The sequence below is a fragment of the Mesorhizobium sp. M0001 genome (assembly GCF_040324255.1).
Lineage (GTDB): Bacteria > Pseudomonadota > Alphaproteobacteria > Rhizobiales > Rhizobiaceae > Mesorhizobium.
Map to the genome: position 1 here is coordinate 515,239 of NZ_JAMYVS010000001.1, position 25,952 is coordinate 541,190.

24 protein-coding genes and 1 riboswitch are annotated in these 25,952 nt (G+C 63.3%); of the genes, 18 read left to right on the forward strand and 6 right to left on the reverse strand.

The genetic code is table 11. The features are described from left to right. Position 1 precedes the first annotated feature (1 nt). The 6 genes from cobG to NKK50_RS02480 form a co-directional block, all read right to left on the reverse strand. Entirely contained in the window at positions 2–1,480 is a 1,479-nt protein-coding gene (gene cobG, locus NKK50_RS02455) for a precorrin-3B synthase (protein WP_352543063.1), read from the reverse strand. Further along, on the reverse strand, positions 1,477–5,148 hold the full coding sequence (gene cobN / locus NKK50_RS02460) for a cobaltochelatase subunit CobN (protein WP_352543064.1): 3,672 nt from the start codon (positions 5,146–5,148) through the stop codon (positions 1,477–1,479). The genes cobG and cobN overlap by 4 nt, the downstream gene beginning before the upstream one ends. An 18-nt stretch (positions 5,149–5,166) precedes the next feature. Continuing rightward, positions 5,167–6,219 carry a cobalamin biosynthesis protein CobW gene (gene cobW, locus NKK50_RS02465; RefSeq protein ID WP_352522010.1) on the reverse strand — a complete coding sequence of 351 codons (1,053 nt, stop codon included), beginning with the start codon at positions 6,217–6,219 and terminating at the stop codon, positions 5,167–5,169. Between the two features lie 2 nt (positions 6,220–6,221). After that, positions 6,222–6,647 carry a DUF1636 family protein gene (locus tag NKK50_RS02470; RefSeq protein ID WP_023815532.1) on the reverse strand — a complete coding sequence of 142 codons (426 nt, stop codon included), beginning with the start codon at positions 6,645–6,647 and terminating at the stop codon, positions 6,222–6,224. Positions 6,648–6,685: 38 nt separating this feature from the next. Continuing rightward, positions 6,686–6,890: riboswitch (cobalamin riboswitch) on the reverse strand. Positions 6,891–6,948: 58 nt separating this feature from the next. Then, positions 6,949–7,557 (reverse strand): DUF6348 family protein, encoded by a 609-nt coding sequence (locus NKK50_RS02475; protein WP_023706139.1) that lies wholly within the window; start codon positions 7,555–7,557, stop codon positions 6,949–6,951. A gap of 113 nt (positions 7,558–7,670) precedes the next feature. Next, entirely contained in the window at positions 7,671–8,894 is a 1,224-nt protein-coding gene (locus tag NKK50_RS02480; protein WP_352543065.1) for a winged helix-turn-helix domain-containing protein, read from the reverse strand. 328 nt (positions 8,895–9,222) lie between these two features. Between NKK50_RS02480 and NKK50_RS02485 the strand changes: the two genes are divergently transcribed. The 18 genes from NKK50_RS02485 to nuoN all read left to right on the forward strand — a co-directional run bounded on the left by NKK50_RS02485 (position 9,223) and on the right by nuoN (position 25,952). Next, positions 9,223–9,588 carry an NADH-quinone oxidoreductase subunit A gene (locus NKK50_RS02485; protein ID WP_023670825.1) on the forward strand — a complete coding sequence of 122 codons (366 nt, stop codon included), beginning with the start codon at positions 9,223–9,225 and terminating at the stop codon, positions 9,586–9,588. Then, positions 9,579–10,160 carry a NuoB/complex I 20 kDa subunit family protein gene (locus tag NKK50_RS02490; protein ID WP_023670824.1) on the forward strand — a complete coding sequence of 194 codons (582 nt, stop codon included), beginning with the start codon at positions 9,579–9,581 and terminating at the stop codon, positions 10,158–10,160. The genes NKK50_RS02485 and NKK50_RS02490 overlap by 10 nt, the downstream gene beginning before the upstream one ends. A gap of 4 nt (positions 10,161–10,164) precedes the next feature. Beyond that, positions 10,165–10,767: an NADH-quinone oxidoreductase subunit C gene (locus tag NKK50_RS02495; RefSeq protein WP_023670823.1), complete on the forward strand. Its 603-nt coding sequence runs from the start codon at positions 10,165–10,167 to the stop codon at positions 10,765–10,767. Positions 10,768–10,800: 33 nt separating this feature from the next. After that, complete coding sequence (locus NKK50_RS02500; protein WP_031193090.1) at positions 10,801–11,178, forward strand: four helix bundle protein; 378 nt, start codon at positions 10,801–10,803, stop codon at positions 11,176–11,178. A 66-nt stretch (positions 11,179–11,244) separates the two neighbouring features. After that, the gene (locus NKK50_RS02505; RefSeq protein ID WP_023670822.1) at positions 11,245–12,435 is read left to right on the forward strand and encodes an NADH-quinone oxidoreductase subunit D; all 1,191 of its coding nucleotides are present in this window, start codon (positions 11,245–11,247) and stop codon (positions 12,433–12,435) included. Then, positions 12,436–13,767: an NADH-quinone oxidoreductase subunit E gene (locus NKK50_RS02510; RefSeq protein WP_352543066.1), complete on the forward strand. Its 1,332-nt coding sequence runs from the start codon at positions 12,436–12,438 to the stop codon at positions 13,765–13,767. Next, the gene (locus tag NKK50_RS02515; protein WP_352543067.1) at positions 13,767–13,970 is read left to right on the forward strand and encodes a hypothetical protein; all 204 of its coding nucleotides are present in this window, start codon (positions 13,767–13,769) and stop codon (positions 13,968–13,970) included. The genes NKK50_RS02510 and NKK50_RS02515 overlap by 1 nt, the downstream gene beginning before the upstream one ends. A gap of 3 nt (positions 13,971–13,973) precedes the next feature. Beyond that, complete coding sequence (gene nuoF / locus NKK50_RS02520; protein ID WP_023670819.1) at positions 13,974–15,278, forward strand: NADH-quinone oxidoreductase subunit NuoF; 1,305 nt, start codon at positions 13,974–13,976, stop codon at positions 15,276–15,278. 72 nt (positions 15,279–15,350) lie between these two features. Further along, on the forward strand, positions 15,351–16,043 hold the full coding sequence (locus NKK50_RS02525; protein ID WP_352543068.1) for a helix-hairpin-helix domain-containing protein: 693 nt from the start codon (positions 15,351–15,353) through the stop codon (positions 16,041–16,043). Between the two features lie 11 nt (positions 16,044–16,054). Continuing rightward, complete coding sequence (locus NKK50_RS02530) at positions 16,055–16,336, forward strand: pentapeptide repeat-containing protein (RefSeq protein ID WP_023670817.1); 282 nt, start codon at positions 16,055–16,057, stop codon at positions 16,334–16,336. Continuing rightward, entirely contained in the window at positions 16,336–18,417 is a 2,082-nt protein-coding gene (nuoG, locus tag NKK50_RS02535) for an NADH-quinone oxidoreductase subunit NuoG (RefSeq protein ID WP_352543069.1), read from the forward strand. The genes NKK50_RS02530 and nuoG overlap by 1 nt, the downstream gene beginning before the upstream one ends. Positions 18,418–18,419: 2 nt before the next feature. After that, on the forward strand, positions 18,420–19,463 hold the full coding sequence (gene nuoH / locus NKK50_RS02540; RefSeq protein WP_352543070.1) for an NADH-quinone oxidoreductase subunit NuoH: 1,044 nt from the start codon (positions 18,420–18,422) through the stop codon (positions 19,461–19,463). Then, the gene (gene nuoI / locus NKK50_RS02545) at positions 19,463–19,954 is read left to right on the forward strand and encodes an NADH-quinone oxidoreductase subunit NuoI (protein ID WP_023685203.1); all 492 of its coding nucleotides are present in this window, start codon (positions 19,463–19,465) and stop codon (positions 19,952–19,954) included. Before nuoH ends, nuoI begins: the two co-directional genes overlap by 1 nt. A 123-nt stretch (positions 19,955–20,077) precedes the next feature. Continuing rightward, positions 20,078–20,698 carry an NADH-quinone oxidoreductase subunit J gene (locus NKK50_RS02550; RefSeq protein ID WP_023690957.1) on the forward strand — a complete coding sequence of 207 codons (621 nt, stop codon included), beginning with the start codon at positions 20,078–20,080 and terminating at the stop codon, positions 20,696–20,698. A gap of 1 nt (position 20,699) precedes the next feature. Continuing rightward, entirely contained in the window at positions 20,700–21,008 is a 309-nt protein-coding gene (nuoK, locus tag NKK50_RS02555; RefSeq protein WP_023670810.1) for an NADH-quinone oxidoreductase subunit NuoK, read from the forward strand. 10 nt (positions 21,009–21,018) lie between these two features. After that, positions 21,019–22,992: an NADH-quinone oxidoreductase subunit L gene (gene nuoL / locus NKK50_RS02560; protein WP_023833862.1), complete on the forward strand. Its 1,974-nt coding sequence runs from the start codon at positions 21,019–21,021 to the stop codon at positions 22,990–22,992. Continuing rightward, entirely contained in the window at positions 22,992–24,497 is a 1,506-nt protein-coding gene (locus tag NKK50_RS02565; protein WP_352543071.1) for an NADH-quinone oxidoreductase subunit M, read from the forward strand. The genes nuoL and NKK50_RS02565 overlap by 1 nt, the downstream gene beginning before the upstream one ends. 18 nt (positions 24,498–24,515) lie before the next feature. Next, complete coding sequence (nuoN, locus tag NKK50_RS02570; RefSeq protein WP_023706136.1) at positions 24,516–25,952, forward strand: NADH-quinone oxidoreductase subunit NuoN; 1,437 nt, start codon at positions 24,516–24,518, stop codon at positions 25,950–25,952.

The following is a 25,952-nucleotide window of genomic DNA, read 5'->3' on the forward strand; positions in this document are numbered from 1 at the left end:
CTCATTTCCGTTGTTCAATTTGTCGGTAAGCCTTGGCGATTGCCGCCGGTCCGAGCCTTGTCAGGCAGGCGGCGGCGGTTTCACCTGGATATCGAGCGCTGCGGACCATCGCTGCGACGCGACCGATGCCGCGCGCGGCGTCATAGCCCGGCCTGTAGCCCGCAGGAAGGCCCTTTGCCGTCGCGTTCACGACAAGTCCGGCTCCGTTTTCGCCGCCGACGATTGTTAGCGCGGCAGAGCCGGGGTGAGCGCAGCCCTTGGCGCAGCCGGAAATGTGCAGTGTGAAGTCGAGGATATCAGCGTTTTCGGCGGCGATTGTCTCGGCAATATCGCGCGTGGCGATGCGGCCGGATGCGCAGGCAGGAGTGCCGGGGCAGGCGGCGATGCGGGTGCGCGGGTCGGCGGCGGTGGTGACGAAGCCGAGCGCGGCGGCGGTGGCTCGCAGGGGGTGGTTTGCGGACGACGGTTGGCCGAGGAACAGCAAGGCGCGGCCGGGGGCGAGGCGGATTTCGGCGACGCCGAGGTTCGACGCTCGGCTGGCAAGGTCGATAAGGTTTTGCGCTGGCATGCTGCCGAAGGGCAGGCCGATGCCGAGGGCGTGGCCGGTGTTCAAGTCGAAGAGGCCAATCGGCGAGCGAGAGCGCTCTACGGCGCCCCCCTCTGTCCTGCCGGACATCTCCCCCACTTGGGGGGAGATTGTGCTGTCGCCGCCGGTTTCGCCAGTTTTCAACGTCGAAGGCGAAGAGCTGACAGCGAAGCTGCTGATCTCCCCCCTTGTGGGGGAGATGTCCGGCAGGACAGAGGGGGGCGCGAAGGAATGCCAGCTTGCGAGAGAGGCCAATTGCCTCTCCGACAAATCCCGAGAATGTGCGTCACGCCCCTTCTCGGCAACCATCCTCAGCACAGCAACCGCAATTTCGCGCGCTGCATCCTCATCGGCCGTCGCAAGCGGCCTCGCGCTTTGGCCATCGCCGGCAACAGACAAAGCCCACAGAACGCTAGCGCTGAATCGCACCGCCTTCAGCCTGACATCGGCCGTCACCCCATCCATCGTCAACTGCCCGCCGCCATCGACAACCACCGAAACCTTCGGCCCGAGCCTTGGCGTCAGCCCAGCTTCCTCGACCGCAGCCCTGACCCGCTCAGCCAAAGATCGCGGATCGGCAATCTCCCGCGGATCGATGCCAGCCAGCGGCCCGGTCTCGACCGGCACGCCGGTACGCACTGCAATCCCCAGTGCATCGACCTCCGCCGCCAACAGCACCGCACTTTCCGCCGTCAGGCCGCGTATCTGCAGGCTGCCTCGTGCGGTCACTTCCATGATGCCGTTGCCGCGCTTCAAGGCGGATTCGCAGAGTCCGATCAGCGACTTGGGGGAAAGCCCTCCAGCAACCGGGTTGAGCCGCACCAGCAGGCCATCGCCGGTCTGCATCGGCGCCGAGAGAGCCGGACAGGCGCCGCGGCGCGAGAAGGCGTTCATGCCGCGACCCCGAGCGCCTCGGCCTCGGCGATCAACGCCGCGAGATCGTCGTCGATCGCGTTGCGCAAGGGATGCCAGAGACCGCGCCGGCGCGCCGACAGGAAGCGCTCGGCGATGACTTTGGCAGCGGCCGGATTTTCACGCAGGATGAAGGCGCGGACATCGGGATCGCCGACATAGGCGTCATGCACGGCCTCGATCAACGCGCCCGAAATGGCGTGCGTGGTTTCGGCAAAGCCGATGAGGCGGTCGACGGTTTCGGCAAACTCGGAAGCGCCGCGCGGACCATGCCGCATCTGGCCGGCTATAAAGCGCGCATTGACGGCTCGCGCCCGCACAACCCGCGACACAGCCTCGCCGACCGAGCGCGGCTTCGGCTTTTGCGGGTCGGTGGTGTCGAGCACGATGACGTCGGCATTTCGGCCCAATGCCGCAAGGGCGGCCGAAAAGCCGCCGATGAAGGCGACGTCGGCGGAGCCCTCGAGAATGTCGCGGCCGGGATCGTCGCCGGTGTGGACCAGCAGATCGGCCTCGGCGACGCGGGTCTCGAAAGCGCCGGGGGAGGCGATGCCTTCGCCCTCTGCGCCGCCATAAGCATGTGATGTCGCATCGAGATAGGCGCGGCCGATTTCTTCGCGCCCGACCCAGTCGCCGCTGGACAGCAGGTCCTCGACGCCGGCGCCGTAGGTGCCGGGCGAGGTGCCGAAGATGCGCGGGCCGATCTTGCCATCGGCACGGGTTCTGGCGGCGAGCGGGTTTTCCGAATCGTCCTCGTCGCGCGCGGCAACGGCGTTGGCGGCGGCGTCGATCAGCGCGATCTGGGTCGGGAACATGTCGCGGAACAGACCCGAAATCCGCCAGGTGACATCGACGCGCGGGCGACCGAGCGTGGCCGGCGGCAGCACTTCGATGCCGGTGATGCGGCCGGTGGCCGAATCCCATTGCGGCCGGCAGCCCATCAGCGCCAGGCCTTGCGCGATCTCCTCGCCGCCGGTGCGCAGCGAGGCCGAGCCCCAGAGGTCGATGACCAGCGAGCGCGGCCAGTCGCCATGCGACTGCATATAGCCGCGCACGACTTCTTCTGCCGCCGCCTTTCCCAGATCGTAGGCGGTCGGCGTCGGCATGGTGCGCGGGTCGGAGGTGAACAGGTTGCGGCCGGTGGGCAGCACGTCGGAGCGGCCACGCGCCGGTGCGCCCGCCGGACCCGCCTTGATGTGACGGCCGTCGAGCGCCGCCAGCAGCGCGGCCTTCTCGGCTTCGGCGCTTTGCCGGCGCATGGCGTCGGGTTCGTCGTCTGGCGCGCGGCCGTAAATATGCAGGCCGTCCTTGATGGCGAAATCCTTGAGGTCGCAGAGCCAGGCGTCGATGCGGCGCAGCGCCTCGTCGGGCGCATCGGTTCCGGCGACGCCGGCTTCGGAGGCGAAGCCGGTCTTTTGCGCCGTGTCGACGATCAGCTTGGCCAGACGATCGCGGCGGCGGCGGTCGAGGCCGTCGGCCTGGGCATATTCGTCGACGAGGCGTTCGAGCTGGTGCTGCCCTTCGTCGAGGCCGGCACCGGTCAGCCGCGGCGGCAGATGGCCAAGCGTGACGGCGGCGATACGCCGCTTCGCCTGCGCCGCTTCGCCGGGATTGGAGACGATGAAGGGGTAAATGACGGGCAACGAGCCGGTGACGATCTCGGGGAAGCAGTTTTGTGAGAGCGCTACCGTCTTGCCGGGCAGCCATTCCAGCGTGCCATGGGCGCCGACATGGATGAGAGCATGGATGCGGAGCGATTTGCGCAGCCACAGGCCGAAGGCCAGCAGATCGTGGCGCGGCGGCAGCGTCGGGTCGTGGTAGTCGGCGCGGCGGTCGGCCGAGCGGCCACGGTCGGGGGCGAGAGCGACAGTGATGTTGCCGAAGGTGGCGGCGCGGAAAGGGAAGCCGCTCTTGCCCTCCCCCTTGTGGGGAGGGTGGCCCGCAGGGCCGGGTGGGGGTGGTGCACCGCTACCCCCACCCCGTTTCGCGCCATCCGCTTCGCGAATGTCGCGAACCGACCCTCCCCACAAGGGGGAGCGTGAAGGAGCACCCCATGCCGCCTCGACTGCAGCCAGTGCCTCAGCCGGCAAATCCTTCGAGAAGTCCAGATACTCTTCCAGCCCCAGCCCACCATCGCTCCGCTCCAACGCGTCCAGCAGCGCACGCGGCGTTTCTGGAATCCCGTCAACGCGATAGCCCTGCTCCTTCAGGTCATGCAGCATGGCCAGCACGCTGGACGGCACATCCAGGCCCACTGCATAGCCAGTGCGGCCGGGCGCGCTCGGATAGTCCGGAATGAGGATCGCCAACTTACGCGTCGCGCGGGGCGTCTGCTGCAACCGTGTGAACGCCGCTAGCCTGTCCGCCACTTGCGCCACGCGATCCGGTTCCGGGCGGTTGGCGAAGGCGCGGTGGCCGAGCGCCGGGTCGGTCTCGCTCTCGCCCTTGAAGGAAATCGCGCCGGCGAGGATGCGGCCGTCGAGTTCGGGCAGCACGACATGCATGGCGAGGTCGGCGGGCGCCAGGCCGCGCTGGTTGTTGTCCCAGACGTCGCGGCGGGTGGTGGCGACGATGACCTGGAAGACAGGCACGCCGGCACGGTCGAACAGGGTTTGGACGCCGGGTTCGGCGCCGGATGCGAAGGCGGTTGCGGTGATGATGGCGGCGGGGTTGAGCGCGGCCAGAGCAGTTTCGACGAAGGCCAGGGAGGTCGGGTCTTTGAGGCTGGAGACGAAGATCGGGATCGGTCTCATGCCGCGCTGGCGGAGTGCATCAAAGAGGGCATCGATTGGCGCGACATCGGCGGCCAGCAGCATCGAGCGGTAGAAGAGGATGGGGATGATGGGAGAGTTGATGTTGTCTGCGCCGAGTTCCCGCCCACCCCCCTCTGTCCTGCCGGACATCTCCCCCGCAAGGGGGGAGATTGATCTGTCGTCAACGGTTTCGCCAATCTTAGATGACCCAGACAGCTTCCTGTTCAACGGGGCCGAAGAGGAGCCGGCTGTGGTGACGGCTGATCTCCCCCCTTGAGGGGGAGATGTCCGGCAGGACAGAGGGGGGTGTGACGGAACGCCGACATCGGCAAATTCGACCACGCCGCAGCCAGGCTCATAAAACCCGGCTTTCGGCACGCTGACCGGCTCAGCCGCCGCCGCATCCTGCCCAGCCAACCCCGCCAGCCGCTGCATCAGCGCTGCCATATTCTCCGGCCCGCCCTCGCGGAAATAGCCCAGCAGGCCGTCCTGCTCCTCGCGCGGCAGCGTCGAGGCTTCGATCAGCCTGAGGTCCTCGTCATGGCTTTCACCAGGCAGCAGCGCCAGCTTGATGCCACGTTCGCGAGCAGTCACCGCGAGTTGGTCGCAGCCATAGCGCCACCAGTCATAGCCGCCGAGGATGCGCACCAAGATCACCTTGGCCTGGCGGGCGACGCTGTCGATCCAGAGGTCCACGGACATGGGATGACGCAGGTCGCGCAACGCCGCCAGCCGCATCGACGGCAGGCGGGCGGCATCGGCCTTCCAGGCCGCCGCGAGGCCGGCGAGGTCGCTGTCGGTGAAGGACAGCGCCACGATATCCGCCGGCGTCTGCCGGAGATCAACCGGCTCGGCGAGATCGTCGAGCGAGGCGGAGGTCGTGGTGAGTATGTGCATCGCGGCTCGTGCCTGAGATCAACCGGCGAGTATACGCTCGATCGCCGGACGGTTCAGCCCCTTCAGGCCAATGACGACGAGACGCGAGCGGCGATCGTCCTCGGCCGTCCAGGCGCGGTCATAGTAATGGTTGACGCGTGGGCCGACGGCCTGCAGCAAAAGCCGCATCGGCTTGCCGCCGACCTCGACGAAGCCTTTCACGCGAAGCACGTTTTCCTGTTCGGCGGCGGCAGCGACGCGCTTTGCCAGTTCGTCCGGATTGGTGATCGAGGGGATGTCGACGATGAAGGTGTCGAAATCGTCATGCTCATGATCGAAAGCGCCGTCGTGATGCGACTTGCGGTTCTCGATGTCGTCTTCGACGGCGAGACCGAGGCCAAGCAGCACCGACGGGTCGACCTTGCCATGCGCAGTCGGCACGATTTTTACCGCGCGGGCGGAATGTTCATTGATGATGGCGTTGGCGCGGGCCGAACCGGGGGCGTCCATCAGATCGCTCTTCGACAGGATGATCAGGTCGGCGCAGGCGATCTGGTCCTCGAACACTTCTTCGACAGGATCGTCATGGTCGAGCGTCTCGTCCTGAGCGCGCTGTGCCTGCAAAGCGTCCATGTCGTTGGCGACGCGGCCTTCGGCCAGCGCCGGGCCGTCTACCACGGCGATGACACCGTCGACGGTTACCCGGCTCTTCACGCTCGGCCACTGGAACGCCTGGACCAGCGGCTTGGGCAGAGCCAGGCCCGAGGTCTCGATCAGGATGTGGTCAACCTTCGGTGTCAGCGCGAGGATCTTGTCGAGGGCGGGCACGAAATCGTCGGCGACTGTACAGCAGATGCAGCCATTGGCCAGTTCGACGATGTTTTCCTCGGGGCAGGTGTCGATGCCGCAGCCTTTCAGGATTTCCCCGTCGATGCCGATGTCGCCGAACTCGTTGACGATGATGGCGATGCGCTTGCCGCCGGCATTTTCCAGGAGATGGCGGACCAGCGTCGTCTTGCCGGCGCCGAGGAAGCCTGTAACGACAGTGCAGGGAACACGGGAGAGGTTGGCGGCCGGGTTTGAAGCGTTCATCGTCAGTCCTTCAGCATGTCGAGGGGTGGGATGCGGGCAACGAGGCCGCGCTTGAGGCTATCGGGCCGGCCGCGCCACGGGATGAGGCCGTCGGTCGAAGTCGCGAAGAGCTTTGCGCCGGTGACGAGGTCGGCGCCGCTGGTTGGGGCCAGATCGCCGAAGACATAGCTCCAGCAGCCATCACGCAGGATCGCGGCGCTGAGGCGGCGCTTGCAATTGCCGAGACATTCGGCGGTGCGGACCCGGATATCGCCGGCAGCGGCGCGGCGTGTGTCCTCAGCCAGCAATTCGCCGGCGCGCGGATGGGCGTCGGAACCGGTCTCATCGCGGCAGGAGGCGCAGACGATGACGGTCACGCCGGTCAGGGCGTCGTTGTCCCCGGACGCAATGTCCGCTGTGCCAGCCGAAAAACTGCTGTTCTGGTCCAAAAACCGTGCTCCTTGCCCGGAAACCCGCCAGGCGATCGGATACTTTGTCTCAGACGGCAGGTCTCCTGGCTCGCGGGTCATCGCCTTGGTTAGCCGCCTTCCCGGTGTTACCCAGTGGCTTTCGGCCTTGGCTCTTCGCTTACAGTTGCGGGGACAGCCGCGGATTTGGGATTTTCGTCCCGCACCGCATTCCCTCTTGGCCCTTGCCGTTGCGGGCAGGGGACCGTCTGCAGCGGATTTAGGCTTTTGCGGGCGGCGGTGTCAACGCACGGCTACGACATGGCGATGTCGGCAGGGGCTGTCATGTCCCGGCTTCCGGCAGTGCCAGGATGACCTGTCGGATAGCTTGATAGCCATCGCTATAGTCCCAGTCATGACCGACAGCCAGATTCTGTCCCTCATGCCAAACCGCGTTGTCCAGAAGGACTTCGGCACTAATCAGCGTGCCCTTCAAGCCTGCCAGAAAGGTCCGGACAAAATGGCTTCCGGGGGGTACCGAAGCTGTGAACAGTTTTTCCAGCTTGGCATAGAATGCTGGATAGCCTGGTGTCAGCGAGCATAGCTCGGTTGTGGCTTGGGAAATGACCGGGCCGCTATAGATTTTCCAGCGGGCATCTTTTCGCCAGATCTTCCAACTGGCGCTGCTTCGCTGCCAAAGCTCTATTTCGGCCTGCATGTTCTCGCAGACGTGATCGGCCAGTCCCTCAATGGCCACATGGAAAACACCACGGAGAAACTTTTCAAACGCCTGGTTCAGTTCCTGTTCGCGCGTGTCGCCGAAGCCAGCAAAGGATTCAATGACCGGCTGAACATCAAGCAGCGGAGAAAAAATGTAGATTTCCAGGACCAGCCGGTCAGAACTCGTCTCGAACACCTCAGCCTCAAACCGAAGCTGCTTCGATTGGAGCATGACGTCCCTATCTCTGCGGACTGCATCTATTCCATGCGCAATGAGGGCGCCATGGATTATGTCGAGCACTTTGTCTGATGCCATTGCACAACCTACGAGGCTTATTGAGGCGTCTATGACAGACGCTGCAAGGGTTGGCCATCTCTCTCGCTAGCCAATGCCGGCCCCAGATTGCCGGCCGGCGTCACTTCGATGCGCTCAAGGCCAAGCCAGCCCTGCATCTCCTTTAGTTCCTCGAAAAGCTGTGCGGTGGTCTCAGGCGGTGCGCCTGCTTCGGCATAGGCGGCGTGGACGCGTAAGACACTCGCAGGCCGGTCGGCCTTGAGGTCGACGCGGGCGACGATCTTGTCGCCGAGCAAGAAAGGCAGCACGTAATAGCCATATTGCCGCTTGTCGGCCGGAGTGTAGATCTCGATGCGGTAGCGGAAATCGAAGAGACGCTCGGTGCGCGCGCGCTCGAAGACCACCGGATCGAAGGGGGCCAGCAAGGCGCGGGCCTCGATCTTTCGCGGCAGGCGGGCGTCCCTATAGAGGTAAGCCGGCTTGTCCCAGCCTTCGACGTTTACCGGCAGCAACTCGCCCATCTCGACCAGTTCCTCCAACCGGCCCTTCATGTCGGCCGGCGACAAGCGGAAATAATCGCGCAGGTCACCCGACGTCGCGATGCCGTGGGCGCGGGCGGAAATGCGCAGCAATTCGCGGTGCGCGTCCTCGGCCGCCGGCACCGGCAGGTCGAGGATCGCCTGCGGCAGCACGCGCTCGGGCAGGTCGTAGAAACGCTCGAAGCCACGGCGGTGCGCCGTGGTGATGCGTCCGGCCCAGAAGAGCCATTCGAAGGCGTGCTTGGCGTGGCTCCAGCCCCACCAGCCGCCCGAACCTTTCTGGCCCTCCAGTGCCGAAGCGGCAATCGGGCCGCGCTCGGCGACCGCGCGGTAGATCTCTTCGATATAGGCGGCGTGCTCGCGGCCCCATTTGGCGAGGCCCAGATACATTTCGTCGCCGCTTTCAGCGCGCTGCATGCGCCAGCGCATCAGCGGGTAGGTCTCGACCGGCAGGAACGAGGCCTCATGCGCCCAGTATTCGAACACCGTGCGTTTGCGGGTGATGGCCGCATTGTCGAGCAAAGCCAGCGGGTAGGGGCCAAGCCGCGAATAGAGCGGCATATAGTGGGCGCGCACCACGGCGCTGACGGAATCGATCTGCAGCAGGCCGGTGCGCGACAGCACGCGGGCGAGGTGGCGGCGATCGGGCGTGCCGACCGGGCGGGGATCGAGAAATCCTTGCGCGGCGAGCGCGATGCGCCTGGCCGTCGGGAGTGAGATATTGTCCTTCGTCAAAGTGTCTTGCCTCGAACCATTTTTCCCGACTTTAGCCGGCGATTCCGGTCATGCTAGCAGGCAAATGGCGGGAGATGTGTCAGGAGACAAAAGTGGAGTGAAAGATGAAGGAAATCAAACAGGAGGAGATCGGACCAGTTTTTCCCGGCCTGCCGTCCAGCACTGTCTTTTGAACAAGGTTTGACTTGCTTCGCTGAAAGCCCTGCGCTAACCCTCGCCGCGTTGCAGCAAAGGCACCTAAAGCGGTTCAGCGGTTAAACTGTCGCGCTTCCGCATTAGGGTTGGTTGCTGTAATCAAAGTGGATTGGCCGCCAACGGAAAGCCGAGCATGAACGTACTCCTCAGTTCATACCTGCCCATCGTCCTCTTCATCGCCGTGGCCGCAGTTGTAGGCCTGGCGCTTATCATCGCGCCGTTCCTGGTGGCTTATCGCAATCCCGATCCGGAGAAGCTTTCCGCCTACGAGTGCGGGTTCAACTCGTTCGACGATGCCCGGATGAAATTCGACATCCGCTTCTACCTGGTGTCGATCCTGTTCATCATCTTCGATCTGGAAGTGGCCTTCCTGTTTCCGTGGGCGGTGTCGTTCTCGAAGATCGGCATGCTCGGTTTCTGGTCGATGATGGTGTTTTTGGCGGTGCTGACCATCGGCTTTGCCTATGAGTGGAAAAAAGGAGCGCTGGAATGGGATTGAACGACAGTTCCGGAACGCTCGTCGCGCCGAAACCCAAAGGCCTGATCGACCCCAATACCGGACGTCCGGTCGGTTCCGACGATCCGTTCTTCCTCGAGATCAACAATGAACTGGCCGACAAGGGTTTTCTGGTCACCTCGACCGAGGCGCTGATCACCTGGGCACGCAGCGGCTCGCTGATGTTCATGACCTTCGGTCTCGCCTGCTGCGCCGTCGAGATGATCCACACCTCGATGCCGCGCTATGATTCTGAAAGGTTTGGCGTGGCTCCTCGCGCGTCGCCGCGCCAGTCCGACATCATGATCGTGGCGGGAACGCTGACCAACAAGATGGCCCCGGCTTTGCGCAAGGTCTACGACCAGATGCCGGAGCCGCGCTACGTCATCTCGATGGGTTCCTGCGCCAATGGCGGCGGCTATTATCACTATTCCTATTCGGTGGTGCGCGGCTGCGACCGCATCGTGCCGGTCGACATCTATGTGCCCGGCTGCCCGCCAAGCGCCGAAGCGCTGCTCTACGGCATTCTTCTCCTGCAGAAGAAGATCCGCCGCACCGGCACGATCGAACGGTAGACCCATGGCCGCATCCCTGAGCGAACTGTCGACCTATCTCGGCGAAAAGCTGCCGGGCCGCGTCACCGATGCAGTGCTTGCCTATGGCGAACTGACGATCTCGGTTGCTACAGACAATCTGATCGAGGTGACAAGCTTCCTGCGTGACGATTCGGGCTGCCAGTTCATTTCGATCATCGATATCTGCGGCGCCGACTACCCGTCGCGCGTCAAGCGTTTCGATGTCGTCTATCATTTGCTTTCGCCGAAGCAGAATTTGCGCATCCGCATCAAGGTCCAGGCCGACGAAGAGACGCTGGTGCCGTCGCTCACCGCTGTCTATCCCGGCGCCGACTGGTATGAGCGCGAAGCCTACGATCTCTATGGCGTGCTGTTCTCCGGCCATCCGGACCTGCGCCGCATCCTCACGGATTACGGCTTCGAGGGCCATCCCCTGCGCAAGGACTTCCCGCTGACAGGTTTCGTCGAGGTGCGCTACGACGACGAAGCCAAGCGCGTGATCTACGAGCCGGTGGAATTGAAGCAAGAATTCAGGAACTTCGATTTTCTCTCGCCATGGGAAGGGACGGACTACGTCCTGCCGGGCGATGAGAAGGCGAAACAGTGAGTAGGAAGTAGTGAGTAGTCAGTAGGAAAAGATTTGGAGCAACGGATCGAATCTTATCGCGACTTGAAGGTGTGGCAATCGGCGATGACGCTTGCTGAGGATTGCTACCGTTTCACCAAAGAGTTTCCGAGGGATGAGATTTACGGCATGACCTCTCAGATGCGCCGATCGGCGGTTTCGGTCGCAGCGAACGTCGCGGAGGGATACGGTCGGGAGAACAGAGGGTCGTTCGTTCAATTTTTGCGCATGGCGCAAGGCTCGTTGAAGGAACTGGAGACACACATACTGCTGGCATGTCGGGTTGGCCTGCTGCGAAAAGACAATGAGATTGAGCTGCTGCTGCGATGCGAAGAGATTGGAAAAATGATGAGATCTCTTATCCGAACGGTGCAGGCCAAGCAGGCGGAATGAAGCAGGCATTGAGATTGATGATCACTACTCACTACTCACTACTGACTCTTCGCCAGAGGCGCCAGAATGGCTGAAACCTCCGTCCGCAACTTTAACATCAACTTCGGACCGCAGCACCCTGCGGCACACGGTGTTTTGCGTCTTGTGCTGGAGCTTGACGGCGAGGTGGTCGACCGCGTCGATCCGCATATCGGCTTGCTGCATCGCGGCACCGAAAAGCTGATCGAGCACAAGACCTATCTTCAGGCAGTGCCCTACCTCGACCGGCTCGACTATTGCGCACCGATGAACCAGGAGCATGCCTTCGCGCTCGCCACCGAGCGGTTGCTCGGCATCGAAGTGCCGAAGCGCGGCCAGTTGATCCGCGTGCTCTATTCCGAGCTCAGCCGCATCATGTCGCACATCCTCAATGTGACGACGCAGGCGCTGGATATCGGCGCGCTGACGCCGCCGCTGTGGGGTTTCGTCGAACGCGAAAAGCTGATGGTGTTTTATGAGCGCGCTTCCGGTTCGCGCATGCACGCGGCCTATTTCCGTCCGGGCGGTGTGCACCAGGATCTGCCGGCGAAGCTGGTCGAGGACATCGGCAAGTGGATCGACCCGTTCCTGAAGTCGCTTGACGACCTCGACAAGCTGCTTACCGGCAACCGCATCTTCAAGCAACGCAATGTCGATATCGGTATCGTGTCGCTTGCCGACGCCTGGGCCTGGGGTTTTTCCGGCGTCATGGTGCGCGGCTCGGGTGCTGCCTGGGATTTGCGCAAGTCGCAGCCCTATGAATGCTATTCCGAGATGGATTTCGACATCCCGATCGGCAAGAACGGCGACTGCTACGACCGTTATCTCGTGCGCATGGAAGAAATGCGTCAGTCGGCCAAGATCATGCGTCAGTGCGTCGACCTTCTGCTCGGCAAGGAGAGCACCGGGCCGGTGTCGAACCTCGACGGCAAGGTGGTGCCGCCCAAGCGCCAGGCGATGAAGCGCTCGATGGAAGCGCTGATCCATCATTTCAAGCTCTATACTGAGGGTTACCGCGTGCCGGCCGGCGAGGTCTATGCCGCGGTCGAGGCGCCGAAGGGCGAGTTCGGCGTCTATCTCGTCTCCGACGGCACCAACAAGCCCTACCGCTGCAAGCTGCGCGCGCCCGGCTTCGCGCATCTGCAAGCCATGGATTTCCTCTGCCGCGGCCACATGCTGGCCGACGTCACCGCCGTTCTTGGCTCCCTCGACATCGTGTTTGGTGAGGTCGATCGCTAAATGTCAGTCCGCCGTCTCGCAGAAGCAAGCGTCCAGCCAGCCTCCTTCGCCTTCAACCGGGCGAATGCGGCGGTTGCGAAGCAATGGATCAAGAAATATCCGAAGGGCCGCGAGCAGTCGGCGATCATTCCCTTGCTGATGATTGCGCAGGAGCAGGAAGGCTGGGTCACCAAGGCGGCGATCGAGACGATTTCGGACATGCTCGGCATGCCGCGCATTCGCGGCCTCGAAGTCGCGACCTTCTACACGCAGTACCAGCTCAATCCGGTCGGCACGCGCGCGCATATCCAGGTCTGCGGCACCACGCCCTGCATGCTGCGCGGCTCGGAAGCGCTGATGGATGTGTGCCGCTCGAAAATCCATCACGACCAATTCCACACCAACGACAAGGGCACGCTGTCGTGGGAGGAGGTCGAATGCCTCGGCGCCTGCGTCAACGCGCCGATGGTGATGGTCTTCAAGGATACGTTCGAGGATCTGACGCCCGAGCGGCTGGCCGAAATCATCGATCTTTACGATGCGGGCAAGGGCGCCTCGGTTCCCACGGGACCGCAAAACGGCAGAACCGGCTCGGAGCCGGCGCCTGGCCTGACGACGCTGAAGAGCGAAAAGGCGATCCTCAAAGCAACGCGCGACAAGGAAGCCAGGGCGGCGAGCAAGGCTGCCCACGCGGCGCCCGACGCGATCATTGCAGCGCCTGTTCCGGCGCCTGCCGCTCCTGCAGCGGCCGCCCCGGTGGCGCCATCCAATGCCGGCAAGCCGAAAACCGATGCGCCGGAAACCAGCTCGGCGTTGAAGTCGCCCTCCAGGGCCAAGGTTGCACCGGCGGCGGAAAAAGCGGCGAGCGTCCCGGCGCCCCTGCATTCGGCCGCCAACGCCAACGCCGCGGCGCCTGAAGTCGAGAAGGTCGCCAAGCAGCGTAATGGCCCGAAGACCACCGCCACGCCGGCAACTGCCTTCACCGCGCCGGAATTCAAGGCGCCAGCGGTCAAGGCCGCGGTGGCCCCGGCCGTCAAGGCGCCGGCAGCCAGGCCCGCAAAGCCGTCGCTCGAGGACAAGAACCGTCCGGCCGGAATCGACAGGCCGGCTGCGGTCGACGATCTCAAGCTGATCTCGGGCATCGGCCCGAAGATCGAGGGCATCCTTCACTCGCTTGGCATCTTCACCTTCACACAGGTCGCATCCTGGAATAAGGCCGAGCGCGACTGGGTGGATGGATATCTCGCTTTCCAGGGCCGCATCGAGCGCGACGACTGGGGCAAGCAGGCCAAGGCGCTCGCCAAGGGCGGCGTCGCCGAATACATCCGCGTCTTCGGCAAGGAGCCACGTTGATGGCTGAAGCGCAAAGCACCGGATCTTTGCTGTCGCTGCGCAGCATTGTCATCGGCGTTGTCTGCATCGCTGCTGCCAACATCCTTCTGGAGGGGCTTCGGCGCCTCGTCGGATTGCCGTTTTCGGATACCCTGGAATCGATGGCCGCGACCGGCATGGGCGTGCTGGTGTGGGTCTCGATCGTCTTGCGGGGAAAGAGGTAAGTCATGCTGGCCGACAAAGACCGCATCTTCAACAACATCTACGGCCTCTTCGACAAGTCGCTGGCCGGCGCGATGGCGCGCGGCGCCTGGGACAACACGCCCGGCATCATCGCCAAGGGGCGCGAGTGGATCGTCAACGAGATGAAGGCGTCAGGCCTGCGCGGCCGCGGCGGCGCCGGCTTCCCGACCGGGCTGAAATGGTCGTTCATGCCCAAGCAGAGCGACGGAAGGCCGAGCTATCTCGTTGTCAACGCCGACGAATCCGAGCCCGGCACGTGCAAGGACCGCGATATCCTGCGCAACGATCCGCACACGCTGGTCGAGGGCTCGTTCATCGCCGGCTTCGCCATGGGCGCGGTCGCCGCCTACATCTATGTGCGCGGCGAGTTCATCCGCGAGCGCGAAGCGCTGCAGCGCGCCATCGACGAGGCCTACGAGGCCAGGCTGATCGGCAAGAACAACACGTCCGGATACGATTTCGACATCTACATGCATCACGGCGCCGGCGCCTATATATGCGGCGAGGAAACAGCACTTCTGGAAAGCCTCGAAGGCAAGAAGGGCCAGCCCCGGCTGAAGCCGCCATTCCCGGCCAATGTAGGCTTGTACGGTTGTCCGACAACCGTGAACAATGTCGAGTCCATCGCGGTCGCGCCGACCATTTTGCGCCGTGGCGCCGCCTGGTTCTCGTCCTTCGGCCGGCCCAACAATGTCGGCACCAAGCTGTTTTGCATCTCGGGTCACGTCAACAATCCGTGCACCGTCGAAGAGGCGATGTCGATCCCGTTCCGCGAGCTGATCGAAACCCATTGCGGCGGCATTCGCGGCGGCTGGGACAATCTGCTCGCGGTCATTCCGGGCGGCGCTTCGGTGCCACTGGTGCCGGCCGAGCAGATCATCGATGCGCCGATGGATTTCGATGCGCTGCGCGACCTGAAATCGGGTCTCGGCACGGCGGCTGTCATCGTCATGGACAAGTCGACCGATATCGTGAAGGCGATCGCCAGGCTGTCCTATTTCTACAAGCATGAGAGCTGCGGCCAGTGCACACCGTGCCGCGAAGGCACCGGCTGGATGTGGCGGGTGATGGAGCGGCTGGTGCGCGGCGAGGCGCAGAAGCGCGAGATCGACATGCTGCTCGACGTCACCAAACAGGTGGAGGGTCATACGATCTGCGCGCTGGGCGATGCCGCGGCATGGCCGATCCAGGGCCTGATGCGGCATTTCCGCGGCGAGGTGGAGCGGCGCATCGACGAGTTTTCGCGCAACGCGCACCGGGCCGAACCGGTGATGGTGGCTGCTGAGTAGATTGAAATCGGGCGCAAGCCCCGGACGGAAATATAGGGGCGGGGCTGACGAAGAAACGACCAGGAGATGTCTATGGCGCCCTATTCGAACCCTTTGATGCCCAATTTGGACCAGCTTGAGAAGATGAACCAGGATTTGACGAGGATGATGCCGAAGGAGATGGCCAGCGCCGTCAACCTTCTCGCGCATCCTGTCGCGGGTGCCGCCGCCATGTCGGCGCTGGGCTTCGGCCTTGCCAACCATGCATTTGGCGTGTGGCTCGGCGCCTTGTCGGGTGCTGCCGAGGCATCGCAGCGGATTTTCCAGCCGATCATCGACGATTTCGAGCAGCGCACCCAAGAGTTCTCCGAGACCGCGCCGGCCACCAAGGCGCGCGCGGCGACCAGAACCCTGATCGCCGAGGCGCAGAGTTTTGCCCAGGATGTGACCGATATTGCCGCTCGCACCGTCGATGCCGAGCCGGAGAAGACCGATGCCGTCGCCGAAGGCGCGACGATCGGATTGATGCCGGAGGATTTCAGACAGCCCAAGGCCGTGGCGCGTCCGGCCAAGCCGTCGGATCTCAAGGCGATCACCGGCGTTGGGCCGAAGCTGGAAAAGGTGCTGAACGGCCTCGGCATCTGGACCTTTGCCCAGATCGCGGCGTGGACGCCGGAAGAGGTCGCCTGGGTCGAGGACTACCTGTCGCTCACCGGCCGCATCGGCCGCGACGAGTGGACCCGCCAGGCCGCGGCGCTGACGCTGGCCGCCAAGGCGAAGAAGTAGGGGTGGCAGGCATGGATATCCACGACAGGAGCGATGTTCTCGATGTGCGCAATGCCATCGTCAGCAACTCCAGATTTGACGATGTGAACTTGTCGAACACGCAGTTTCACAACGTCGACCTGTCGGCGGCCGTTGTGGACGACGCGAACCTCTCGGACGCGTTTTTCAGCAATGTGAATATGAGCAATTTGAAGATAGAAAACGCTGAAGTCGCCGGCATGATGATCAATGGCATCAGGCTGAGCGATCTGTTTCAGGCATATGAGACGGCGCAGACCGCCAGGGGCAATTGATGGCAAAGCTCAAGGTCGACGGGAAAGAGATCACTGTACCCGACCACTACACGCTGCTGCAGGCGGCCGAGGATGCCGGCGCGGAAGTGCCGCGCTTCTGCTTCCATGAGCGGCTGTCGATCGCCGGCAATTGCCGCATGTGCCTGATCGAGGTGAAGGGCGGGCCGCCGAAGCCGCAGGCCTCCTGCGCCATGAATGTGCGCGACCTCCGTCCGGGACCCAATGGCGAGGCGCCTGAAATCTTCACCAACACGCCGATGGTCAAGAAGGCCCGCGAAGGGGTGATGGAATTCCTCTTGATCAACCATCCGCTGGATTGCCCGATCTGCGACCAGGGCGGCGAATGCGACCTGCAGGACCAGGCGATGGCCTTCGGCGTCGATTCCTCGCGCTATCAGGAGAACAAGCGCGCGGTCGAAGACAAATATATCGGCCCATTGGTCAAGACGGTGATGAACCGCTGCATCCACTGCACGCGCTGCGTCCGCTTCACCACGGAAGTTGCAGGCATTTCCGAGCTTGGCCTGATCGGCCGCGGCGAGGATGCCGAGATCACCACCTATCTCGAAAGCGCCATGACCTCGGAGCTGCAGGGCAATGTCATCGACCTTTGCCCGGTCGGCGCGCTGACCTCGAAGCCGTTCGCCTTCCAGGCGCGGCCGTGGGAGTTGACCAAGACCGAATCCATCGACGTCATGGACGCCGTCGGCTCGGCAATCCGCGTCGACAGCCGTGGCCGCGAGGTGATGCGCATCCTGCCGCGCGTCAATGAAGCGGTGAACGAGGAGTGGATTTCCGACAAGACCCGCTTCATCTGGGACGGATTGCGCACGCAGCGCCTCGACCGCCCCTATGTCCGCAAGGACGGAAAGTTGGCGCCGGCCAGCTGGGCCGAAGCGTTCGTTGCGATCAGGGATGCGGTGTCGAATGCTGCGCCCGAGAAAATCGGCGCGATTGCGGGCGATCTTGCCGCCGTCGAGGAAATCTACGCACTGAAGCAGCTTATGGCTGCGTTGGGCTCAAGGAACACCGATTGCCGCCAGGACGGCGCCGCACTCGATCCGGCGCTCGGCCGCGCCAGCTACATCTTCAACCCGACCATCGAAGGCATTGAGCAGGCCGACGCGGTGCTGATCATCGGCGCCAATCCGCGCTTCGAGGCCTCGGTGCTCAATGCCCGCATCCGCAAGCGCTGGCGGATCGGCAATCTGCCGGTCGGCGTCATCGGCGAGGTCGGCGACACGCGTTACGACTACGAACAGCTCGGCGCCGGCCCGGAGTCGCTGAAAGACCTCGCCGACGGCAACGGCAAGTTCTTCCAGGTGCTGAAGAAGGCGACGCATCCGCTGATCATCGTCGGCCAGGGCGCGCTGTCGCGTGCCGACGGCGCGGCGGTGCTCGGCCAGGCGGCGAAACTCGCCACGGCCGTCAACGCTGCCCGCGCCGACTGGAACGGCTTTGCCGTGCTGCACACTGCAGCCGCGCGCGTCGGCGGTCTCGATGTCGGCTTCGTGCCTGGCAAGGGCGGCAAGAACGTTGCCGGCATGTTGGGGGAGAGCGAGGTTCTGTTCCTGCTCGGCGCCGACGAGGTCGACATGTCCAAGACCGGCGGCGCCTTCGTCGTCTATGTCGGCACGCATGGCGACGCCGGTGCGCACCGCGCCAATGTCATCCTGCCGGGAGCCGCCTACACCGAAAAGTCCGGCACCTATGTCAACACCGAGGGACGCGTGCAGCAGACCAACCGCGCGGGCTTCGCGCCGGGCGACGCGCGCGAAGACTGGGCGATCCTGAGGGCATTGTCCGATGTGCTGGGCAAGAAACTACCCTTCGATTCGCTGCAGCAACTGCGCGCCAAACTCTATGGCGAATATCCGCATCTCGCCCGTATCGACCATGTTGTCTCAGGCAACCCCGACGACATCGCCAGGGTGGCGAAGCTCGGCGGGCGGCTGAACAAGGGCACTTTCACCTCGCCGGTCACGGATTTCTATCTGACCAACCCGATCGCGCGGGCCTCCGCCGTCATGGCGGAATGCTCGGCGCTGGCGAAAAACGGCTTCAGGCAGGCGGCAGAGTAGACATGGACACTTTCTTCTCCTTCTATGTGGTGCCGGCGTTCTGGATTGTGACCGAGTCGATGCTCCTCATCGTCGTCCTGCTGATCGGGGTCGCCTATCTGCTCTACGCCGACCGCAAGATCTGGGCGGCGGTGCAATTGCGCCGCGGCCCGAACGTCGTCGGCCCGTGGGGCACGCTGCAGGCCTTCGCCGATCTGCTGAAATTCGTCTTCAAGGAACCGGTCATCCCGTCCGGCGCCAACAAGGGCGTGTTCCTGCTGGCGCCGCTGGTTTCGGCGGTCCTGGCGATCTCGGCCTGGGCGGTCATTCCCATCCATGCCGGCTGGGCAATCGCCAACGTCAATGTCGGCATCCTCTACGTCTTCGCCATCTCCTCGCTCGAGGTCTATGGCGTGATAATGGGCGGCTGGGCGTCCAATTCGAAATACCCGTTCCTCGGCGCGCTGCGCTCGGCGGCGCAGATGGTGTCCTACGAAGTCTCGATCGGCTTCGTCATCGTCACCGTGCTGCTCTGCGTCGGCTCGCTCAACCTGTCGGACATCGTGCTGTCGCAGCAGGATGGGCTGGGCACCAAGCTTGGCCTGCCCAACAGCTTCCTCGACTGGCACTGGCTGGCGCTGTTCCCGATGTTCGTCATTTTCTTCATCTCGGCGCTGGCCGAGACCAACCGCCCGCCCTTCGACCTGGTGGAAGCCGAGTCCGAATTGGTCGCCGGCCATATGGTCGAATATTCGTCGACGCCGTTCCTGTTGTTCTTCCTCGGCGAATATGTCGCCGTGGTGATGATGTGCGCGCTGGCCACCATCCTGTTCCTCGGCGGCTGGCTGCCGCCGTTCAACTTCGCGCCGTTCACCTGGGTAAACCCCGCGATCTGGTTCTTGCTCAAGATCTGCCTGATGTTCTTCATGTTCTCGATGGTGAAGGCCTTCGTGCCGCGCTACCGCTACGACCAGCTGATGCGCCTTGGCTGGAAAGTGTTCCTGCCGATTTCGCTATTCATGGTCGTTGCCACCGCGGCCTTCCTCAAGATCACGGGGTTTGCGTGATGTCCGCTTTTGGCCAGGCCGCCAAATCGCTGCTGCTGCAGGATTTCGTCAGCGCCTTTTTCCTGTCGATGCGCCAGTTCTTCGCGCCGAAGGAGACGATCAACTATCCGCACGAGAAAGGGCCGACCAGCCCGCGCTTCCGTGGCGAGCATGCGCTGCGCCGCTATCCCAATGGCGAGGAACGCTGCATCGCCTGCAAATTGTGCGAAGCGATCTGTCCGGCGCAGGCGATCACCATCGAGGCCGGCCCGCGCCGCAATGACGGCACTCGCCGCACCGTGCGCTACGACATCGACATGGTGAAGTGCATCTATTGCGGCTTCTGCCAGGAAGCCTGCCCGGTCGACGCCATCGTCGAGGGGCCGAATTTCGAGTTCGCGACGGAGACGCGCGAGGAGCTTTACTACGACAAGGACAGGCTGCTGGCGAATGGCGACCGCTGGGAGCGCGAACTGGCGCGCAACATCTCGCTGGACTCGCCCTATCGCTGACATTTGACGCATGGACGGGGCGAGGGGCCTCGTCTAAGGACAACGCAACTTGCCGACCGGAGGCGGTCGCAGAAATCAAACAGGACGGATGTCCTGTTTGGACAGGAACCCGGGGGATCCCCAATGCTGAGTGGACTAGAGGCGGCCTTTTTCTACCTCTTCGCCTTTGTCGCGGTGGCGTCGGCCTTCATGGTCATTTCGTCGCGCAACCCCGTGCATTCCGTGCTGTTCCTGATCCTGACCTTCTTCAACGCCGCCGGCCTGTTCATGCTGACCGGCGCCGAGTTCCTGGCGATGATCCTGCTTGTCGTCTATGTCGGCGCGGTCATGGTGCTGTTCCTGTTCGTCGTCATGATGCTCGATGTCGACTTCGCCGAGATGAAGGAAGGCGCCCTGCAATATGCGCCGATCGGCGCGCTGGTCGGGCTGATCCTGGCGGCCGAGCTGATCGTGGTGCTCGGCGGCTACACCTTCGCGCCGCAACTGGCCTCGACGGTCTCCAAACCCATCCCGGATCTTGCCGCGCGGACAAACACCGCAGCACTCGGCGACATCCTCTATACGGACTACCTCTACTACTTCCAGATTTCGGGCCTCATCCTGCTGGTCGCCATGATCGGCGCCATCGTCCTGACGCTGCGCCACAAGGAAGGGGTCAAGCGGCAGTCGATCGCCGCCCAGGTCGGCCGCACGCCGGCGACAGGCATGGAAATCCGCAAGGTCAAGTCGGGCGAGGGGCTCTGAGATGGTCGTCGGCATCGCACATTACCTGACCGTATCGGCGATCCTGTTCACGCTCGGCGTGTTCGGCATCTTCCTGAACCGCAGGAACATCATCGTCATCCTGATGTCGATCGAGCTGATCCTTTTGGCGGTCAACATCAATTTCGTCGCCTTCTCGGCGGCATTGGGCGATCTCGTCGGCCAGGTGTTTGCCCTGTTCGTGCTGACGGTCGCGGCCGCCGAAGCGGCCATCGGTCTTGCCATTCTCGTCGTCTTCTTCCGCAACCGCGGCTCGATCGCGGTCGAAGACGTGAACCAGATGAAGGGTTGACGGGGCTAACATGTATCAAGCGATCGTCTTCCTTCCGCTGCTCGGCTTCCTGATTGTCGGCCTGTTCGGCAATGCGCTCGGCGCCAAGGCATCGGAATATATCACCTCGGGCTTCCTGGTGATCTCGGCCGTGCTGTCCTGGGTCGCCTTCTTCTCCGTCGGCTTCGGCGAAGGCGAGGTGTTCACCGTGCCGGTACTGCGCTGGATCCAATCCGGCGGCTTGGACGCGTCCTGGGCGCTCAGGATCGATACGCTGACGGTGGTCATGCTGGTGGTGGTCAACACGGTGTCGGCGCTGGTCCACATCTATTCGATCGGCTACATGCACCACGATCCGAACCGGCCGCGCTTCTTCGCCTATCTGTCGCTGTTCACCTTCGCCATGCTGATGCTGGTGACGGCGGACAATCTGGTGCAGATGTTCTTCGGCTGGGAAGGGGTGGGTCTCGCGTCCTATTTGCTGATCGGCTTCTGGTACAAGAAGCCGTCGGCCAATGCCGCTGCCATCAAGGCCTTCGTCGTCAACCGCGTCGGCGATTTCGGCTTCGCGCTCGGCATTTTCGGCGTCTTCGTTTTGTTCGGCTCGGTCAATCTCGGCACCATCTTCGCCAATGCCGCGACGTTCATTCCGGCTGAAGGCGCGCCGCAAGGGGCCGCCGTGCTGACCTTCCTCGGCTATGCGCTGGACAAGCAGGCGGCCATGACCATCGTCTGCCTGCTGCTGTTCATGGGCGCCATGGGCAAGTCGGCGCAGGTGCCGCTGCACACCTGGCTGCCGGACGCGATGGAAGGCCCGACGCCGGTTTCCGCGCTGATCCATGCCGCCACCATGGTGACGGCCGGCGTGTTCATGCTGGCGCGGCTGTCGCCGCTCTTCGAACTGTCGCATTCGGCGCTCACGGTGGTGACCTTCATCGGCGCCTTCACCGCCTTCTTCGCGGCGACCGTCGGCCTGGTTCAGAACGACATCAAGCGCGTCATCGCCTATTCGACCTGCTCGCAGCTCGGCTACATGTTCGTCGCGCTCGGCGTCGGCGCCTATGGCGCGGCGATCTTCCATTTGTTCACGCATGCCTTCTTCAAGGCGCTGCTGTTCCTGGGCTCCGGCTCGGTCATCCATGCCGTCTCCGACGAGCAGGACATGCGCAAGATGGGCGGCCTGCGGAAGCTCATTCCGAAGACCTACTGGATGATGGTGATCGGCACGCTGGCGCTGACCGGCGTCGGCATTCCGGTGACCGTCATCGGCACCGCCGGCTTCTTCTCCAAGGATGCCATCATCGAGGCTGCCTTTGCCGGCCACAATTCGGTCGCCGGCCTCGCTTTTGTCCTGCTGGTCATCGCCGCCTGCTTCACCTCCTTCTACTCCTGGCGGCTGATCTTCATGACCTTCCACGGCGAGCCGCGGGCGAGCCACGACGTCATGCACCATGTCCATGAATCGCCGCCGGTGATGCTGGTGCCGCTGTTCATCCTGGCCGCGGGCGCGCTGTTTGCCGGCGTTATCTTCCATGGTGCCTTCATCGGCGAAGCCTATGCCGAATTCTGGAAGGCCTCGCTGTTCACGCTGCCGGACAACCACATCCTGCACGAGATCCATGAATTGCCGCTGTGGGTCGAGCTGGCACCGTTCGTCGCCATGATCATCGGCTTTGCCGTCGCCTGGAAGTTCTACATCCGCTCGCCGGAACTGCCCCGGAGCGTCGCCGCCAACCATCGGCTGCTCTATGCCTTCCTGCTCAACAAATGGTACTTTGACGAGCTCTACGACGTCCTGTTCGTGCGGCCGGCAAAGGCGCTGGGCAGGTTCTTGTGGAAGACCGGCGACGGCACCATCATCGACGGGCTCGGCCCTGACGGCATTTCGGCGCGTGTCGTCGACGTCACCGACCGCGTCGTCAAGCTGCAGACCGGCTATCTCTATCACTATGCCTTCGCCATGCTGATCGGCGTGGCCGCACTCGTCACCTGGATGATGCTCTGATGACCGCCTGGCCAATCCTCTCGCTGGTCACCTTCCTGCCGCTCGTAGGTGTGCTGATGATCCTGTTCATCAGGGATGACAGCCCGAATGCGCGTCGCAACATCCGCGCCATCGCGTTCACGACGACGGCGGCCACCTTCATCATCTCGCTGTTCGTCTGGACCGGATTCGACAATTCGCAGGCCGGCTTCCAGTTCGTCGAGAAGTTTGCCTGGCTGGATTCCGGCATCTCCTACCATATGGGCGTCGACGGCATTTCGATGCTGTTCGTCATCCTGACGACGTTCCTGATGCCGCTCTGCATCCTGGCGTCGTGGGAAGCGATCGACAAGCGCGTCAAGGCCTACATGATTGCCTTCCTGCTCTTGGAAACGCTGATGATCGGCGTGTTCTGCGCGCTCGACATCGTGCTGTTCTACGTCTTCTTCGAGGCCGGCCTGATCCCGATGTTCATCATCATCGGCGTCTGGGGCGGCAAGCGCCGCGTCTATGCCTCGTTCAAGTTCTTCCTCTACACGTTGGCCGGCTCGGTGCTGATGCTGCTCGCCATCATGGCGATGTTCTTCCAGGCGGGCACCACCGACATCCCGACGCTGCTGACCCACAACTTCCCGGCCCACATGCAGACATGGCTATTTCTGGCCTTCTTCGCCTCCTTCGCGGTGAAGATGCCGATGTGGCCGGTGCACACCTGGCTGCCCGACGCCCACGTCGAAGCGCCGACGGCGGGCTCGGTGATCCTGGCCGGCATCCTGTTGAAAATGGGCGGGTACGGCTTCCTGCGCTTTTCCCTGCCGATGTTCCCGCTGGCCTCGGAAATGTTCGCGCCGCTGGTGTTTACGCTGTCGGTCGTCGCCATCATCTACACCTCCCTGGTGGCGCTGATGCAGGAGGACATGAAGAAGCTGATCGCCTATTCCTCCGTCGCCCATATGGGCTTCGTCACCATGGGCATCTTCGCCATGAACCAGGAAGGCGTGCAGGGCGCGATCTTCCAGATGCTGAGCCACGGCCTCGTCTCGGGCGCGCTGTTCCTGTGCGTCGGCGTCATTTACGACCGCATGCACACGCGCGAGATCGACGCCTATGGCGGCTTGGTCAACAACATGCCGAAATACGCCACGGTGTTCCTGATCTTCACCATGGCCAATGTCGGCTTGCCGGGCACGTCAGGTTTCGTCGGCGAGTTCCTGACCATGCTCGGCGTGTTCCGGGTCAACACCTGGGTGGCTTTCTTCGCCGCCACCGGCGTCATCCTGTCGGCGGCCTACGCGCTCTGGCTCTACCGCCGGGTGATCTTCGGCGCGCTGACCAAGGAAAGCCTGAAGGGCCTGCTCGATCTGTCGACGCGCGAGAAGGCGATCATCTACCCGCTGGTCGTGCTGGTCATCTTCTTCGGCGTCTATCCCGCTCCCGTCTTCGATGCCACGGCCCAGTCGGTCAAGGCGCTCGTCACCAATGTCACCGCATCCATCGGCGCCGCGCAGACCGCGGCGGCGAACTGACCAGAGGTTTTGCGAACCATGACGCCGGACCTTTATTCCAGCCTTTCGCTCTCGACGCCGGAGCTGATCCTCGCCATCGGCGCGCTGGCGCTGTTGATGGTGGGCGCCTATTCGCGCGCCAACACTGCCATTCTGGTGACTGTCCTTGCCGTCGCCGTGCTGGTGATCGCAGGCCTATGGCTGATCTTTCCCACGGGACAGGGCGCAGCCTACGGCAACGCCTTCATCCAGGATCCGTTCTCCCGCTTCATGAAGGTGCTGTCGCTGATCGGTTCGGCGGTGACGCTGGTGATGTCGATGCGCTTCGCCAGGCAGGAGCATTTCGACAAGTTCGAATACCCGGTGCTGATCCTGCTCTGCACGCTCGGTATGATGCTGATGATCTCGGCCAACGGCATGATCGGGCTCTATCTCGGCCTCGAGCTGCAGTCGCTGGCGATCTACGTGCTGGCCGCGATCAACCGCGACAATCTGCGTTCGACCGAGGCCGGTTTGAAGTATTTTGTGCTGGGCGCGCTGTCGTCGGGCATGCTGCTTTACGGCATCAGCCTCATTTACGGCTACACCGGCAATGTCGGCTTCCAGGAAATCGCCTCGGCGCTTGGCAGCGGTGAGCGCCAGCTCGGCCTCGTCGTCGGCCTGGTCTTCGTTTTGGCCGGCCTCGCCTTCAAGATTTCGGCGGTGCCGTTCCATATGTGGACGCCCGATGTCTACGAGGGCGCACCGACGCCGGTCACCGCTTTCCTGGCGGCTGCCCCCAAAATGGCGGCGATGGCGCTGATCGTGCGCGTCACCATGGGCGCCTTCAAGCCGATCGCTTCCGACTGGCAGCAGATCATCGTCTTCATCTCGATCGCCTCGATGGCGCTCGGCTCCTTTGCCGCCATCGGCCAGACCAACATCAAGCGGCTGATGGCGTACTCCTCGATCGGCCATATGGGCTACGCGCTGGTCGGCCTTGCCGCCAACAGCCAGGCCGGCGTGCGCGGCGTCGCCATCTACATGCTGATCTATCTGGTCATGACGCTCGGCACCTTCGCCTTCATCCTCGCCATGCGGCGCAAGGAAGGCAATGTCGAGCAGATCAGCGATCTCGCCGGTCTGTCGTCGACCAACCCGATCATGGCGACGATCCTGACCATCCTGATGTTCTCGCTGGCCGGCATCCCGCCGCTCGCCGGTTTCTGGGGGAAATGGTACGTGTTCCTCGCCGCCATCAACGCCAACCTCTATGCGCTGGCGATCATCGGCGTGCTGGCCTCTGTGGTGGGCGCTTTCTACTATCTGCGCATCATCAAGATCATGTGGTTCGACGAACCGGCCGGCGGCTTCGTGCCGATGGCGGTTGAGCTGCGCCTCGTGCTTGGTGTCTCCGGCGCTTTCGTGCTGTTCTATGTGCTGATCGGCGGTCCGATCGCGACCTACGCCGAAGCCGCCGCCAAGACATTTTTCTGA